This is a genomic window from Sphingomonas pseudosanguinis, assembly GCF_052056765.1.
GTDB classification, from domain to species: Bacteria; Pseudomonadota; Alphaproteobacteria; order Sphingomonadales; family Sphingomonadaceae; genus Sphingomonas; species Sphingomonas pseudosanguinis.
This window is the reverse complement of record NZ_CP189888.1, coordinates 3,442,845-3,458,723: the sequence shown is the minus strand read 5'-3', so window position 1 is coordinate 3,458,723 and position 15,879 is coordinate 3,442,845. Positions and strand designations below refer to the sequence as shown.

Sequence of the window (15,879 nt, the reverse complement as noted above, 5' to 3'; positions counted from 1 at the left end):
GTCCGGCTGGGTGCTCACGCGGCCGGGTCGTCGATCCGGGCGCGCTATGGGTGCTGACAGTGGTTGCGTCCATCCCTTGTTCGAATTTGATAAGGTGCCGCAATGGCCGTCCCCAAGAGAAAGACTTCGCCCTCCAAGCGCGGCATGCGCCGTGGCCACGACTCGCTGACCATCGCGGCGTTCCAGGAATGCCCGAACTGTGGCGAGCTGAAGCGTCCGCACAATCTGTGCACCGCTTGCGGCCACTATAACGGCCGTGAGGTCGTGTCGGTCGAGGGCTGATCCCCTCTTCCTTCACCTGAACGACCGTTAGAGGACACGCATGGCCGATAACGCCTGGATCGCCGTCGATGCGATGGGCGGCGACGACGGGCTGGCCGTGATGCTTGCCGGTGTCGCCAGAGCGCGACGCCGCTATGAGGGCATGCGGTTCTTCCTGGTCGGCGACGAGGCGCAGATTGCGGAGGGGCTGAAATCCCATCCCAATCTGTCCGCCGCGTCCGAGATCGTTCACGCGCCCGAGATCGTCGGTTCGAATGAAAAGCCCAGCCAGGCGATTCGTCGCGCCAAGACGACGTCGATGGGCGTCGCCATCGATCTGGTGAAACGGGGGCGCGCCGCCGCCGCCGTGTCGTCGGGCAATACCGGCGCGCTGATGGCGATGGCCAAGCTGTCGCTTCGCACCCTGCCGGGCATCGACCGGCCGGCGCTGGCGGCGCCCTTGCCGACGCTGGGCGACAATGACGTCGTCATGCTCGACCTCGGCGCGAATACCGAGTGCGATGCACGCAACCTCGTCCAGTTCGCGGTGATGGGCGCGGCCTATGCCCGCACGCTGCTCGAACTCGACAATCCGCGAGTCGCGTTGCTCAATATCGGGTCCGAGGATCAGAAGGGCACCGACGAGATTCGTGACGCCGCCGCCGTGCTGCGCGGGCAGAATCACCTGCCGCTGAACTTCACCGGCTTCATCGAGGGCAACCAGCTCGCCCGTGGTGAGGTCGATGTGATCGTGTGCGACGGTTTCGCCGGCAATATCGCGCTCAAGACCGCCGAGGGCACCGCGCGCTTCGTCGCCGACCTGCTCAAGCGCGCCTTCCGCTCCTCGACCCGCTCGAAGATCGGCTTCCTGATCTCGCGCCCGGCGACCCAGCTGCTGCGCGATCATCTCGACCCCAACAACCATAATGGCGCGGTCTTCCTGGGCCTGAACGGCCTGGTGGTGAAGAGCCATGGCGGCGCCACCGAATTGGGGGTCGCCACCGCGATCGGCAACGCGGCCAAGATGGTGCGCGCCGAGCTGACCCGGCGCATCGCCGAGGATCTCCTGAACTTCGAGGCTGCGGCATGATTCGCTCGATCGTCACCGGCACGGGCTCGGCGCTTCCAACCCGGCGGGTGTCGAACGAGGAACTGGCACAGCAGGTCGACACCTCCGACGAGTGGATCGTCGAGCGCACCGGCATCCGCTTCCGCCATATCGCAGGGCCGGAGGAGACGACCGCGACGCTGGCCGCCGACGCCGCCAAGGCCGCGATCGCCGCCGCCGGCCTGTCGGCACAGGACATCGACCTGATCGTGCTGGCGACCGCGACGCCGGACCAGACCTTCCCCGCGACCGCGACCAAGGTGCAGGCGATGCTGGGCATCGCCGATTGCGTCGCGTTCGACGTTGCCGCCGTCTGCTCGGGCTTCCTCTATGCCGTACAGGTCGCCGACGCGATGCTGCGCTCGGGCGTGCAGCGCCGTGCGCTGGTGATCGGTGCCGAGACCTTCAGCCGTATCCTCGACTGGGAGGATCGCACCACCTGCGTCCTGTTCGGCGACGGTGCGGGCGCGATGGTGCTGGAGGCGCGGGAGAGCAATAACGACGCCGGGCGCGGCATCCTCGCGACCAAGCTCCATGCCGATGGCCGCCATAACGGCCTGCTCTATGTCGATGGCGGCGTCTCGACCACCGGCACCGTCGGCAAGCTGCGCATGAAGGGCCGCGAGGTATTCCGCCACGCCGTCGTCAATCTGGCGCAGGTGATGGAGGAGTCGCTGGGGCTGGCGGGTCTGACCCCGGCCGATGTCGACTGGGTCGTCCCGCATCAGGCCAATGCCCGCATCCTCGACGCCACCGCACGCAAGCTAAACCTGGCACCGGAAAAGGTGATCGTCACCGTCGACCAGCATGCCAACACCTCGGCCGCCTCGGTGCCGCTGGCGCTGGACACGGCTGTGCGCGACGGGCGCATCCGCGAGAACGACCTGATCGTCCTCGAGGCGATGGGCGGCGGCTTCACCTGGGGCGCGGCGGTGATCCGCTTCTGAACAAATGTCTGAAGTTGACCGAGATAAATCCCTTTCGGTCATAATCCTGACTGTGTTAGTCGGACATTGGACACCATTGGGGGATGGCAATGACCAATGAAGGAACACTGACCCGCGCTGATCTGGCGGAATCGCTGCATCAGGAAATCGGGCTGTCGCGATCGGACTCGGCCGAGGTGGTCGAACAGATCCTCGTCGAGATGTGCGAGGCGCTGTCGCGCGGCGAAAACGTCAAGATTTCGGGCTTTGGCACCTTCGTGCTGCGCGACAAGGGGGAGCGGATCGGCCGCAATCCCAAGACCGGGGTGGAGGTGCCGATCGCACCGCGCCGCGTTCTGACCTTCCGCGCCAGCCAGATGATGCGCGATCGTATTGTCGCGGCCGGATAGACCCGAACGCCCGCTGGACGGTGGCAAGACCGATGGTGCCATGCGCACCATCGGCGAGACGTCGCGCGAGACCGGCGTGGCGCAGCATGTCCTGCGCTATTGGGAAAGCCGCTTTCCGCAGCTTCGCCCGGTCCAGCGCGCCGGCAATCGCCGTTATTATCGCCCCGAAGACCTGACGCTGATCCGCCGGCTCGACCGACTGCTCAACCAGCAGGGCTATACCGTGCGCGGCGTCCAGCAATTGTTCGAGAGCGAGGCCAAGGCGAAGAACGATCCCGCCACGATGCTGCGCAGCATTCGCGACTCGCTGGCGGAGGCGCTGGCCTGGGACGACCGCGCGGAGGCGCGATAGGGTTTACGCGTAGCCTTCAACTTCGCTCAGGCTGAACGGCGGTTGGAGAAATCGCGGCATTATTCTCTCGCTCCGTTCAGCCTGAGCCCTTCGTCTTTGCTCAGGATAAACTTCGGCGCTTCGCGCCGAAGTCGAAGGCCACGCCCCGCCGCTCAGGCCGTAACGAACACCCCGCCCTGCTCCGCCAGCAGCAAATCCCGGCACGCCCGGTTATAGGCGTGCGCGCGCCACCAGAACCAGCCGCCATTGCCCACGCCCCAGGCCGCCACGCCCAGCGCCGCCCAGGGCACCGCACGTGCGGCACGACCGCCCCGTGCCGCGACCCGGCCGGCGGCCAGGCCGCCCTTGCCGATGCGGCGCGCGGTCTTGGCAAGCTTTCCGGCCGCGCGCGCCTGCGATAGGATTCCCGATCCGCCGCGCAGATCGCCCAGAATCGCCGCCGGGCCGACAAAGCCCTTCAGCTTGCCGACGATCTCCTGCGCTTCGATCGACGCGGCGGGCTCCAACTGGCGCCGCTGCGCGCCGCTCAGGCCATAGGCGTCGCCGATCGCATCGATCGTGTCGGCCAGGCTTTCGGTGCCGATGGTCAGCGCCTTGGCGCCGGCCTTCAGCGCGCGGCGGCGGATCAGCTTCTCATTGGCCTCGAAGGTGGCGTCGATCGTCGCGCGGTCCATGGTGGGTCCCTGTTCGTTCATGCCGCCATGAAGCCGCGAAACGGCCCCCGGGTTCCCCCTCAACGCTCGCGCGTGGCGAGGAAGCGGACCTTGGGATAGCGATCGGCGACATAGCCGACCTCCCACGCGCTCCTGGCGAGGAAGACGGGATTGTCGTCGCGGTCCTTGGCCATGGCCGAACGGTTCACGTCCATAAACGCTTTGAGGTCGGCGGGATCGTCCGCCGCGATCCAGCGCGCGGTGTCGAACGGCGCGGGCTCCAGCCCCGCCGCGACCTTATATTCTGCATCCAGCCGCGACAGCAGCACGTCGAGCTGAAGCTGCCCGACGACGCCGATGATCCAGTTCGAGCCGATCTCGGGATAGAAGACCTGGGTCACCCCCTCCTCGGCCATGTCGTCCAAGGCTTTCCGAAGCTGCTTGGTCTTGGTCGGGTCCTTGAGTGCCACGCGGCGCAGGATTTCGGGGGCGAAATTGGGCAGGCCGGTGAAGCGCACATCGGCCCGCTCCGACAAGGTATCGCCGACGCGCAGCGTGCCGTGATTGGGGATGCCGATGATATCGCCCGGAAACGCCTCGTCCGCGACTTCGCGATTCTGTGCGAAGAACAGGATCGGCGAATGGACCGCGATCGGCTTGCCATGGCCCGTCGGGGTCAGCTTCATGCCGCGCTTGAACGTGCCCGAGCAGAGCCGCATGAACGCGATGCGGTCGCGGTGCTGCGGGTCCATATTGGCCTGCACCTTGAACACGAAGCCGGTGACTTCCTTATTCTCCGGCGCGACGGGCGCGGGTTCGGCCGGTTGCGGGCGCGGTGGCGGCGCATGGCGGCTGAGCGCGTCGATCAGCTCGGCGACCCCGAAATCCTTGAGCGCGGAGCCGAAATAGACCGGCGTCAGGTCGCCGTTGCGATAGGCCTCGCCATCGAACGCGGCATAACCGGCCTGCGCCAGTTCGACCTCTTCGGCGATGTCGGGTGGCAGCGTCGGCGAATCGTCGACCTTGCCCAGGAAGGCACGGCTGTCGCCCTCGGGACGGCTGACCTTGCCGGTGGTGAGGTCGAGGATACCCTCGAACAGCCCGCCCATACCGACCGGCCAGCTCATCGGCGCGACGTCGAGCGCCAATATGTCGGCGATCTCGTCGAGCAGTTCGAAGGGCGGACGGCCTTCGCGATCGACCTTGTTGACGAAGGTGATGATCGGCACCGAGCGCAGGCGGCACACCTCGAACAGCTTGCGCGTCTGCGCCTCGATACCGCGCGCCGCATCGATGACCATGACGGCCGAGTCGACCGCGGTCAGCGTGCGATAGGTATCCTCGGAAAAGTCTTCGTGGCCCGGGGTGTCGAGCAGGTTGAAGGTCACGCCGTCCTTCTCGAACGTCATCACCGACGAGGTGACCGAGATGCCGCGCTGCTGTTCGATCTTCATCCAGTCCGACCGTGCACGCCGGTTCTGGCCGCGTGCCTTGACCTCACCCGCCAAGTGGATCGCGCCGCCGAAGTACAACAGCTTTTCGGTCAGCGTCGTCTTACCGGCGTCAGGGTGCGAGATGATCGCGAAGGTACGGCGGGGGGAAGTCATGGGCGGCTCTGGATAGCAAAGGGTTTAGCGGCATCGATATGCCCGCCCCGTCAGCCGAACGGCGAGGGGATTGCGGATCGCCATAGCGGGTCCGCTCCGCTCTGTCGCAGGAAATAAGGTGTCCGTCATTGCTAGCGCAGCGAAGCAATCCAGGGCCGCAAGCCCGGACGTTCTGGATTGCTTCGCTCCGCTCGCAATGACGGAGCAGCATATCTATCCCGCCAGCGTCACTGACATCCGCATGACCTTCTCGCCACCCACCGGCACGATGAAGACGCCCGGCTTGTCGGTGAACTCGCCGTCAAAGCCTTCCGGATCGGCGATGCCGTGCCAGGGCTCGACACAGACATAGGCCGCACCGGGCTTGGTCCAGATGCCGAGCTTGTCGGTATCAGGGAAGGCGATGCGCAGCTGCGGCGAAACGTCGACGCCATAGGTGACATGGCGGCTCTCGACCGGGTCCCAGACCAGCGCGTCGTTGGTGAACAACTCGTCCGCCAGATGCAGCACGCGGCCATCGAGCGGGCTGTCACGACGCGCCTCGGCGATCAGACCGTCGGGAGCGATCTCGCGCAGCCGAGCGGGTTCTTCCTTTTCGAAGACGATGCGGTGGTCAGAGCGCGCCTGCCCATATGGCAGCGGCCAGGCGAAGGCGGGGTGGAAACCGAAGCTGGCGGGCATCGGTACTTCGCCCCGGTTGAGGACGCGGACCTCGGTCACCAGCGTAGCGTCCTCCAGACGGAACTCCACTTCCAGCCGGAAGGCGAAGGGATAGGAGGTGCGCGTTTCCTCGCTGTCGCCCAGCGAGAAGACCGCGCGGGTCGGCTCCTGCGTCACCAGCTCGAACATCGAGTGACGGGCAAAGCCGTGCTTGGCCATCGGATAATGTTGACCGTTCAGGCGGATGCCGTCGCGGGTCACGCCGATCACCGGGAACAGCAGCGGCGCGCGGCCGGTCCAGAAAGCCGGGTCCGCGTTCGTCATCAGTTCGCGGCCGTCCGCGTCCTTGAGCGAGGACAACTCGGCGCCGAACGGATTGATCGCCGCCGATAGATGATCATTGCCGATGCGGACCCAGTTTTCCTCATCAGCCACGGAGTTGCGCTCCCTGCTTGGCGGCGGCGGCGACGATCTTGTCGGCGATGGCCTTGAGTTCCTCGTCCGTGAAGCTCTTCTGCGACGGTTGTAGCAGGACCTCGACCGCGACCGACTTGTGGCCCTCGGGCACGCCCTGCCCGGCGAACACGTCGAAGACGCGCGCGGCGGTGATCGCGGCCTTGTCCGCGCCGCGCACTGCGCGGATCAGCATGTCGGCCGCCAGCGTGTCGGGCACCAGGAAGGCGAAGTCGCGCTTCACCGACTGCAACGCCGGGGGCGTGTAGGCCGGGCGCATGAAGCCGGTCGCGCGCTTGGGCGGGATCGCGTCGAGGTAAAGCTCGACCGCCGCCACCGCGCCGTCGAGGTCGAACGCCTTGAGGACCGAGGGGTGGACCATGCCGAACGCCGCCAGCACCGTCTTCGGCCCCAGCCGCAGCGTGCCCGACTGGCCGGGATGCCAGGCATCGCCCGCCTCGCCCATCACCTGCAGGTTCTCCACAGGCGCCCCCGCCTGCGCGAGCAGCGCGATCGCCTCGGCCTTGGCGTCATAGGCGTCGAAGCCCTGCGCCTTGCCCGAGCGCCAGTTGCGGGGCGTCTTGTCGCCCGCCAACACCACGCTGAGTGTCGGCCGCTCGGCCTCTTCCAGATAGCGGCGACCGATCTCGAACAGACGCACGGCGGTCGCCCCGCGCTTGATGTTACGCTCGGTCGCGGCGAGCAGGCCGGGGAGGAGCGAAGGCCGCATGACCTTCAGGTCTTCGCTGATCGGGTTGGCGAGCGTGAAGGCGCCGCCGCCGAAGGGTGCCGCCTGTGCCTCGCTGATGAAGCTCCACGTCACCGCTTCGTCCAGACCGCGCGCGGCGGCGGCGCGACGGGCGCGGCGCTCCAGCTTCTGCTGCGGCGTGGCGGTGGGACGCGCGACGCCGGGCGTGCGGGGCAGCGCGACCGGGGGAACATGATCGATGCCCTCGATACGGATCACTTCCTCGACCAGATCGGCGGGGCCGTCCACGTCGCGACGCCAACTCGGCGCGGTGACCTGCCAGTCGGCGGTGACGGTGAAGCCCAGCGATTCGAGGATCGCTTTCTGCCGCTCGGACGCAATGGCGAGGCCACCCAGCGTCTCGGCGAGATTCGGGTCGTAACCGATCGTCTTGCCGACGACCGGCGGCTTCCCCGCCCGCGTCACGCTGCTGGCGGTGCCGCCGCAATATTCGAGGACGAGGAAGGTCGCGATGGCCAGGCCGTCGTCGAGGAACGCCGGGTCCACCCCGCGCTCGAACCGGGTGCGCGCATCGGAGGTCAGGCCCAGCTTCTGGCCGGTGCGCGCAATCGCCTCGGGCGCGAAATAGGCGCATTCGATGATGACGTCGGTGGTCGTCTCCGACACGCCCGAATGCTCGCCGCCCATGATCCCGCCGATGTCGTGGACACCGGCGTCGTCGGCGATGACGGTCATGCCCTCGGACAGGGTATAGGTCTTGCCGTTCAGCGCCTCGACCGTCTCGCCCTCTCGGGCCTGCCGCGCGACCAGACCGCCCGACAGCTTGGCCTTGTCATAGACATGCAGCGGGCGGCCGAGATCGACCGTCATATAATTGGTGATGTCGACCAGTGCCGAGATCGGCTTCTGCCCGATCGCGGTCAGCCGCTGGCGCATCCATTCGGGGGCCTCGCCATTGGTCAGGCCCGACACGCCCTGCGCATAGAAGGCCGGGCAACCCTCGGCATCCTCGATGCGCACATCGGGGCCGGGGCCTTCGCCCTTCACCTCCGGCACGGTCGGCGCGATCAGCGTGCCGAGACCGGCGGCGGCCAGGTCGCGCGCGATGCCGTGGACGCCCATACAGTCCTGGCGGTTGGGCGTGATCGACACGTCGATGACCGGATCGTTCAGCCCCGCATAATCGGGGAAGGACGTGCCGATCACCGCATCCTCGGGCAGTTCGATGATGCCGTCATGGCCCTCGCCGATCTGCAACTCGCGCGCCGAGCACATCATGCCGTTCGACTCGACGCCGCGAATGGCGGCGACCTTCAGCGTCACTTCGAGGCCGGGGACATAGGCCCCCGGCGCGCCGAACACGCCGACCAGCCCTGCGCGGGCATTGGGCGCGCCGCACACGACCTGCATCGGGCCGTCGCCGGCATCGACCGACAGCACCTGCAACTTATCCGCCTGCGGATGCCGCTCGGCCGACAGGATGCGCGCGACGCGGAAAGGCTCAAGCGCCTCGCCCGGATTATGGACGCCCTCGACCTCCAGGCCGATACGGGTCAGCCCCTCGACAATGGTGTCGAGCGAGGCGTCGGTGTCCAGATGGCTCTTCAGCCAGCCCAGGGTGAACTTCATGCGCCGACTCCTCCCGACAGCGTGGGTACGTCGAGGCTCGCGAACCCGTAATGCTTCAACCAGCGGATATCGCCGTCGAAGAAGGCGCGCAGATCGTCCATCCCGTATTTCAGCATGGCGAGGCGATCGATGCCGCAGCCAAAGGCGAAGCCCTGCCACTCATTGGGGTCGAGCCCGCAGGCTTCGATGACCTTGGGGTGGACCATGCCGGAGCCCAGCACTTCCATCCAGCCGCCGCCGGACCCGCCGATGACGCGCTTGCCCTTCTCGATCGTGTAGCCGACATCGACCTCGGCCGAGGGTTCGGTGAAGGGGAAATAGCTGGGGCGCAGGCGCAGGACGATGTCGTCGCGCTCGAAGAAGGCCTTGAGGAAGGTCTCCAGCGTCCACTTCAGATGGCCGAGCGTGATGCCCTTGTCGATCACCAGCCCCTCGACCTGATGGAACATCGGCGTGTGGGTCGCGTCCGAGTCGGAGCGATAGGTGCGGCCCGGCGCGATGATGCGGATCGGCGGCTTCTGGTTCAGCATGGTGCGGATCTGCACCGGCGAGGTGTGGGTGCGCAGGACCCGGCGCACGGTACGCTCGTCGCCGCCCGCCTCGACACCCGCCAGATAGAAGGTGTCGTGCATCGCGCGCGCCGGATGCGTCTCAGGGATATTAAGCGCGGTGAAATTGTGCCAGTCGGTCTCGACCTCCGGCCCCGTCGCGACCGCGAAGCCCAGATCGGCGAAGATCTCGGCCAATTCGTCCATCACCTGGCTGACCGGGTGGACGGTGCCGAAGCTGCCGCCCTCGACCGGCAGGGTCATGTCGAGTCGCTCGGACGCCAGCCGCGCGTCGAGCGCCGCCTGCTCCAACGCGGCCTTGCGGGTGCCGAGCGCCTCGGTCACCGCCTCGCGCAGCGAATGGATCTTCGGCCCTTCGACCTGGCGCTCCTCGGGGCTCATCTTGCCCAGCGTCTTGAGCAGTTGCGTGATCCGCCCCTGCTTGCCCAGCGCATCGACGCGGATCGTCTCCAGCGCGTCCAGCGCGGGCGCGTCGGCAATGGCGGCGAGCAAAGGCTCACGCATGTCTTCGAGGTCGTTGCTCACTCTTCACTCCGTCGGCCGCCCGGCCGTCATCGGATGACAGCCTCGGCCCATTTGCGGGATTGCTCCCGCCGTAGCGGCTGGGGGCCGCCCGGATCAATCCTTCACGCGCACCGGCCCGGCGCTCACGCTGCGGGCACCGGTTGCACCGGACCCATGACCCGGATTTGAAATGGACCGATCCGAAACTATTTTCTAACCGCTATTCCGCTACGGCAAGCATGGATGCCGGTCCGATCAGGGCCTGCCGATCGCCGACCATGGAATGGGAATGCTCGCACTCGATATCGCCAGTCTGCAGATCATGGGTGCGTTCACCAATCTTCTGGCGGGGGCGATTCATTGGATTCCGGGTCTGACCGGGGCGGGACGCCGCAAATGGGCCTATTATTGGGGCAGCGGCAAGCTGCTGATCGGTGGGTCGAATGCGATCATCCTGATCATCGGTTTCGACAACACCGCCTTTTTCGAACGCTTCCTCAACATCGTCATGATGATCGGCCTGTGCCTGGAGGTGCATAGCGTCGCGGTGTTCGGCGAGCGGAGCGTACCGCGTCCGCTGGTCGCGATCCTGGGGGTGCTTTTGCTGGCGTCGATCGGGCTGATGATCGTCGATGCCGCCGAGTTCCGCTGGAGCTTCGTCACGCTCGGGTTGGCGCGCGGCTTCTGCTTTCTGGGGATCATGGGGCTGGCGGCGGGAATCGCGCGGCGCGAGCGGTTGCTGACCGGATGGATCACCGCCGCGCTGTTCGCCGCCGTCGCGCCGATCTTCCTGCTGCGCGCGGGCAGGCTGATGCTGACCCTGATCGACCCCGTCTGGACGATCGAGGGCCAGCCGGTGGAGGAATGGATGATCGGCGTCGCGCTGATCCTGCTGACCCTCACCCATTTCGCCCTGTTGCAGATGGAATCGGAGCGGACCCAGGCCATGCTGCGCGAACAGGCCAGCCGGGACGGCCTGACCGGTGCGCTCAACCGCTTCGGACTGCGCGGGATCGAGGCGGCGTTACGGGGGCCCTGCGCGCTCGCGCTGATCGACATCGACCATTTCAAGGCGCTCAACGATACGCAGGGGCATGCCACCGGCGATGCGGTGCTGCGCCTGCTGGTCGATCTGGCGCAGCGCGAGCTGGGCGCGCGGGGCACGGTGATCCGGCTGGGCGGCGACGAATTCGCCTGCATCCTGCCCGACTCGTCGCAAGCCGATGCCCAGTCCTTCGCCACGCGGCTGGCCGAGCGGTTCGACCGCGCGGTGGCGGCGACGGTCGACGGACCGCTCTATCCTTCGCTCAGTATCGGCGTCGTCGCGGGACCGGTCGACCGCGATCTGGATCGGCTGCTGACCGAAGCCGACCGGGCGATGTATGCGATCAAGCGCACCCGCCACCCCGAAATGTCGCGCATGGCGGCGGCGCGGTGATCCTTTCCATCTTTTCAAAAGACGGGCCGCCGATAGACTGAGGCGCGTGACCCACTGGCGTGCCCTGAGCGGATGGACCGGAACCTCCCTGGCGAATCTGGGACTGGCCACGATGCTGGCCGCCATTTTCACCGGGATTCCGGGGATCGGCTGTCATTTGGTCGACACGAACGACCCTGTCGTGGTGATCGCGAAGGCCCCGCCGCAGATTTTCCAGATGAACGGCGCGCCACAGCCTGCGATCGTGCCCCGTCGCGAAGGCGCCCGGCAGAGATGCGGTGATCGCACCGCGCTCGATCGGTTTCCCACGATCACCTCGCCCTTCCCAGTGAATGATTCGGCACAGCCGGCCAGCGCCTGTCTGTTGGTCAACGCCACGGGTCGGGTCGACCGGGTCGCCCACGCCACGCTGTCCGCACGGCGCAGGATCGAGCCGATGATGTCGGAAATGCGTTTCCAGCCGGCGCTGCGCGATGGCCGCCCGGTGCCCGCCTGGGTCGAATTGCGACTGTAATTCTGGTTCCTCCCCTGCAAGGGGAGGATTTGTCATGTGCCTGCTGGTGCAAGGGGCGATGGCAAGCGCCACCGCCCCCGAGCCGGCTCACACCGCCTTGGCGGAACCCGGCGTATTGACGCCCATTGATTGCAGATAGCGCTTGATGTTGCGCGCCGCCTGGCGGAGCCGCTGTTCGTTCTCGACCATGGCGATGCGGACGAAGCCCTCGCCATTCTCGCCGTACCCGACGCCGGGCGCGACCGCGACCTTGGCCTCGGTCAGCAGCTGCTTGGAAAACTCCAGGCTGCCCAGATGCGCCAGCGCCGGCGGCAGCGGCGCCCAGGCGAACATCGACGCCTTGGGGGACGGGATGTCCCAGCCCGCGCGGCCGAAGCTCTCGACCAGGACGTCGCGGCGCTTGTGATAGAGCTGGCGGTTCCGCTCGACGATGTCCTGCGGCCCGTTGAGCGCGGCGCAGGCCGCCGCCTGGATCGGGGTGAAGGCGCCGTAGTCGAGGTACGACTTCACCCGCGTCATCGCCGCGATCAGCTTCTTGTTGCCGACCGCGAAGCCGATCCGCCAGCCCGCCATCGAATAGGTCTTGGACAGCGAGGTGAACTCGACCGCGACGTCCTTGCCGCCCTTGACCTGCAGGATCGAGGGCGTCGGGTTGCCGTCATAATAAAGCTCGGAATAGGCGAGGTCGCTCAAGACCCACAGCTCATGCTTTTTCGCGAAGGCCACGAGGCGTTCGTAGAAGGCCAAGTCCACCGTCTCGGCGGTCGGATTGGACGGATAGTTCACGACCAGTACCGAGGGGCGCGGCACGGTGAAGTGCATCGCCCGCTCCAGGCTCTCGAAATAGGCCTCGTCCGGCGTCGTCGGCACCGCGCGGATGGTGGCGCCCGCGATGATGAAGCCGAAAGTGTGGATCGGATAGGACGGGTTGGGCGCCAGGATCACGTCGCCCGGCGCGGTGATCGCGGTGGCGAGGCTGGCGAGCCCCTCCTTCGATCCCATGGTCACGACGACCTCGGTCTCGGGATCGAGATCGACGCCGAAGCGGCGGCCATAATAATTCGCCTGGGCGCGGCGCAGGCCGGGAATCCCCTTGGACTGGGAATAGCCGTGCGCATCGGGCTTCTTGGCCACCTCGACCAGCTTGTCGAGCACATGGTCGGGGGGCGGCAGGTCGGGATTGCCCATGCCCAGATCGATGATGTCCTCGCCGCCCGCGCGCGCCGCGGCCCGCATCGCGTTGACTTCGGCGATGACATAGGGCGGCAGGCGCTTGATGCGGTAGAACTCTTCGGACATGGGTCCCTCTGTGTGACGATTTGGGACCCGATGCTTAGCGTCTTTCGTTGAACAACGCGACCCGACATGACGGCGCAATATCATGACGCTAGGACGGGGTCATACGAACGAGAGGATGCGATGACCCCCGGCCAGACGACCGCCCCCGCCCTTCCGACGCTGGAAGAGTTGCAGCACTGGACCTGGGTCATGGGCCGGGCGCAGCAGATGATGATGGAGGCCGCGCTCACCCCGCCGCCGGAGGGCGTGCCGGTGGTGCCGGGCTTCAACGACCCCGCGACGATGGGCCGCGTCCGCGACTTCTGGTCCGATTCGATGGCGCTGTGGCAGCGATTCGTCGACCCCGCCGCCGAACCGAGCCAGGCCCCGAAGCCCGACCGCCGCTTCAAGGCCGAGCAATGGCAGTCGCCGCTGTTCGACTGGATTCGCCAAAGCTATCAGATGGTGTCGGACCATATGCTGCGCGGCGTCGATGCGCTGGAAGGCGTGGAGCCCAAGCAGAAGGAGCAGATCCGCTTCGCCGCGCAAGGTTTCATCGACGCGATGAGCCCGACCAATTTCCCTGCGACCAACCCCGAAGTGCTCGACAAGATCGTCGAGACGCGCGGCGAAAATCTGCTCAAAGGCTTGCAGAACATGCTGGCCGATATGGGCCGCGGACAGCTGACCCATAGCGATTCGACCGCGTTCGAGGTCGGGCGCAACCTCGCCGCGACGCCGGGCAAGGTGGTCAAGCGCACCGACCTGTATGAGCTGATCCACTATACCCCGACCACCGAACAGGTGGCGGCGGTGCCGATCGTGATCTTTCCGCCCTGGATCAACCGCTTCTACATCCTCGACCTCGCGCCCGAGAAGAGCCTGATCAAATGGCTGGTCGACCAAGGGTTCAGCGTCTTCATGGTGTCGTGGAAATCCGCCGACGCCACGATGAAGGACGTGATCTGGGACGATTACGTCACCGCGCAGGTCGATGCGATCGACACGGTGCGCGATCTGCTCGCCATCGAGTCGGTCCACACCGTCGGCTATTGCGTGGCGGGCACGACGCTGGCCGCGACGCTGGCCTGGCTCACCGCGAAGGGTGAGACGGCGAAGGTCGCCAGCGCCACCTTCTTCACCGCGCAGGTCGATTTCTCGAAGGCGGGCGAGCTGCTCCACTTCGTCGACGACGAACAGCTGAAACTGATCGGCACGCTCTCGCCCGAGGGGTATCTCGACGGGCGCTATCTGGCGATGACGTTCAACCTGCTGCGCGGGCGCGACCTGATCTGGAATTACGTCACCAACAACTATCTGCTGGGCCGTGATTATATGCCGTTCGACCTGCTCCACTGGAATGGCGACGTCACCAACCTGCCCGCCAAATGGCATCTGAGCTATCTGACCGATCTCTACCGCGACAATCGGCTGGTGAAGCCCGGCGCGATGGCGGTGGCGGGCGTGCCGCTCGACCTGACCAAGGTCGCCACCCCCGCCTATGTCCAGGCGGGGCGCGAGGATCATATCGCCCCGGCCGAAAGCGTGTGGAAGATCACCGAGGCGTTCACCGGCCCCTTGCGCTTCGTGCTGGCGGGATCGGGCCATATCGCGGGTGTGGTGAACCCACCGGCGGCGGGGAAATATCAATACTGGACCAATGACGCCCCCGCCGCGACGCTTCAGGAGTTCGTCCAGGGCGCGCGCGAAACCAAGGGCAGCTGGTGGCCGGACTGGGCGGCGTGGCTGCGCGATCGGGACGATCGGACCGTCGCCGCCACGGACGCGCGGATTCCCGGGGAAGGCGCCCTCCCCGCCCTCGAAGACGCGCCCGGACGCTACGTCAAGCAGCGCTAAAATCGATTGCTGCGCCGCACAAAACTGTTGATAACTTCGGTTCGACGCATTATTGTGCAGCGCAGCAAATCGGGAGAGAGCTGGTGGACAAGAACAAGCAGGTCACCCCTGCCGCGAAGCATGCGGCCAAGATGCGTCGCGTCGCCAAGCCCGTGGCCGCCAAGCCGCTCCCCGGCCTTCCTTCCGATCCCACGCCCCCGGTTGCAGCCCCTGCGGCAAAGCCGGTCGTCGCCAAGGCGCCCGAAACCGTGCCGGCACCGAGCCAGCCGACCGTGGAACCAGCGAGCCTGATCCCGCCGGTGGTGGTGCCCGAACCCGATACGGTCGAGGCCGCACCCGCTCCGGTTACGACGGCGCCTTCGCCCGCACCGGCGGCGCCGACGCCCGAGCCGGAAGCGGCACCCGCAATTTCTTCCCCGACCGCCGCGGTTCCGGCGGAATCCAGCCCCAAGGAAATCATCATGGACGCCACGAGCACCGTCGAGAACGCCGCCCAGGACACCGCCGCCAAGACCCAGGCGATGTTCGGTGAAGCGCAGAAGCGCACCCAGGACGCGATGGAAAAGAGCAGCAAGCTGTTCGAAGACATGATCGCCTTCAACAAGGACAATGTCGAGGCGATGGTCGAATCGTCGAAGATCGCCGCCAAGGGTGCGCAGACGCTGGGCCAGGGCGCGGCGGACTATGCCAAGCGTTCGTTCGAAACCGCGACCCAGACGATGCAGACGCTGTCGTCGGTCAAGTCGCCGACCGAGTTCATGAAGCTCCAGTCGGACTTCGCCCGTTCGGCCTTCGACTCGATGGTCGCCGAAACCTCGCGCTCGACCGAAACCATGATGAAGCTGGCCGGCGAAATCGCCCAGCCGTTGAGCAACCGCTTCGCGGTCGCCGCCGAGAAGATGAAGACCGTCGCGTAATTCGCGAACGGTTTCCGTTAGCGGAACAGGAAGG

At 66.6% G+C, this 15,879-nt stretch carries 15 protein-coding genes; 9 read left to right on the top strand and 6 right to left on the bottom strand.

Going from position 1 to position 15,879, the window contains the following annotated elements; all coding sequences use genetic code 11:
- Window positions 1-102: 102 nt before the first annotated feature.
- The 5 genes from rpmF to ACQHGV_RS15845 all read left to right on the top strand — a co-directional run bounded on the left by rpmF (window position 103) and on the right by ACQHGV_RS15845 (window position 3,057).
- Window positions 103-282 (top strand): 50S ribosomal protein L32, encoded by a 180-nt coding sequence (gene rpmF / locus ACQHGV_RS15865; protein WP_037568791.1) that lies wholly within the window; start codon window positions 103-105, stop codon window positions 280-282.
- A gap of 40 nt (window positions 283-322) precedes the next feature.
- Complete coding sequence (plsX, locus tag ACQHGV_RS15860; protein WP_440978898.1) at window positions 323-1,351, top strand: phosphate acyltransferase PlsX; 1,029 nt, start codon at window positions 323-325, stop codon at window positions 1,349-1,351.
- Window positions 1,348-2,316, top strand: coding sequence for a beta-ketoacyl-ACP synthase III (locus ACQHGV_RS15855; RefSeq protein ID WP_440978897.1), 969 nt, complete (start codon window positions 1,348-1,350; stop codon window positions 2,314-2,316). The genes plsX and ACQHGV_RS15855 overlap by 4 nt, the downstream gene beginning before the upstream one ends.
- Before the next feature lie 89 nt (window positions 2,317-2,405).
- Window positions 2,406-2,705, top strand: coding sequence for an integration host factor subunit alpha (locus ACQHGV_RS15850; RefSeq protein ID WP_183951566.1), 300 nt, complete (start codon window positions 2,406-2,408; stop codon window positions 2,703-2,705).
- 40 nt (window positions 2,706-2,745) lie between these two features.
- Window positions 2,746-3,057: a MerR family transcriptional regulator gene (locus ACQHGV_RS15845; protein ID WP_440978896.1), complete on the top strand. Its 312-nt coding sequence runs from the start codon at window positions 2,746-2,748 to the stop codon at window positions 3,055-3,057.
- A gap of 152 nt (window positions 3,058-3,209) precedes the next feature.
- Here ACQHGV_RS15845 and ACQHGV_RS15840 read toward each other — a convergent pair whose 3' ends face one another.
- The 5 genes from ACQHGV_RS15840 to pheS form a co-directional block, all read right to left on the bottom strand.
- A complete protein-coding gene (locus ACQHGV_RS15840) occupies window positions 3,210-3,731 on the bottom strand; it encodes a hypothetical protein (RefSeq protein WP_440978895.1) in 522 nt (173 codons plus the stop codon).
- A gap of 59 nt (window positions 3,732-3,790) precedes the next feature.
- A complete protein-coding gene (locus ACQHGV_RS15835) occupies window positions 3,791-5,317 on the bottom strand; it encodes a peptide chain release factor 3 (protein WP_440978894.1) in 1,527 nt (508 codons plus the stop codon).
- A 213-nt stretch (window positions 5,318-5,530) separates the two neighbouring features.
- Window positions 5,531-6,412 carry an aldose 1-epimerase family protein gene (locus ACQHGV_RS15830; RefSeq protein ID WP_440978893.1) on the bottom strand — a complete coding sequence of 294 codons (882 nt, stop codon included), beginning with the start codon at window positions 6,410-6,412 and terminating at the stop codon, window positions 5,531-5,533.
- Window positions 6,405-8,768 carry a phenylalanine--tRNA ligase subunit beta gene (gene pheT / locus ACQHGV_RS15825; protein WP_440978892.1) on the bottom strand — a complete coding sequence of 788 codons (2,364 nt, stop codon included), beginning with the start codon at window positions 8,766-8,768 and terminating at the stop codon, window positions 6,405-6,407. Before pheT ends, ACQHGV_RS15830 begins: the two co-directional genes overlap by 8 nt.
- Window positions 8,765-9,841 (bottom strand): phenylalanine--tRNA ligase subunit alpha, encoded by a 1,077-nt coding sequence (pheS, locus tag ACQHGV_RS15820; protein WP_440980227.1) that lies wholly within the window; start codon window positions 9,839-9,841, stop codon window positions 8,765-8,767. The genes pheT and pheS overlap by 4 nt, the downstream gene beginning before the upstream one ends.
- 289 nt (window positions 9,842-10,130) lie before the next feature.
- Here pheS and ACQHGV_RS15815 point away from each other — a divergent pair, with 289 nt between their 5' ends.
- Together ACQHGV_RS15815 and ACQHGV_RS15810 are read left to right on the top strand one after the other, a co-directional pair.
- Entirely contained in the window at window positions 10,131-11,279 is a 1,149-nt protein-coding gene (locus tag ACQHGV_RS15815; protein ID WP_440978891.1) for a GGDEF domain-containing protein, read from the top strand.
- A 46-nt stretch (window positions 11,280-11,325) separates the two neighbouring features.
- Entirely contained in the window at window positions 11,326-11,793 is a 468-nt protein-coding gene (locus ACQHGV_RS15810; RefSeq protein WP_440978890.1) for a hypothetical protein, read from the top strand.
- A gap of 87 nt (window positions 11,794-11,880) precedes the next feature.
- On the opposite strand, the gene ACQHGV_RS15805 is transcribed toward ACQHGV_RS15810, so the two are convergent.
- Window positions 11,881-13,092 carry an LL-diaminopimelate aminotransferase gene (locus ACQHGV_RS15805; protein ID WP_409787889.1) on the bottom strand — a complete coding sequence of 404 codons (1,212 nt, stop codon included), beginning with the start codon at window positions 13,090-13,092 and terminating at the stop codon, window positions 11,881-11,883.
- A 120-nt stretch (window positions 13,093-13,212) separates the two neighbouring features.
- Here ACQHGV_RS15805 and ACQHGV_RS15800 point away from each other — a divergent pair, with 120 nt between their 5' ends.
- Both ACQHGV_RS15800 and ACQHGV_RS15795 read left to right on the top strand, forming a co-directional pair.
- Window positions 13,213-14,928, top strand: coding sequence for a PHA/PHB synthase family protein (locus tag ACQHGV_RS15800; RefSeq protein ID WP_440978889.1), 1,716 nt, complete (start codon window positions 13,213-13,215; stop codon window positions 14,926-14,928).
- Window positions 14,929-15,011: 83 nt separating this feature from the next.
- On the top strand, window positions 15,012-15,845 hold the full coding sequence (locus tag ACQHGV_RS15795) for a phasin family protein (RefSeq protein WP_440978888.1): 834 nt from the start codon (window positions 15,012-15,014) through the stop codon (window positions 15,843-15,845).
- Window positions 15,846-15,879 lie beyond the last annotated feature (34 nt).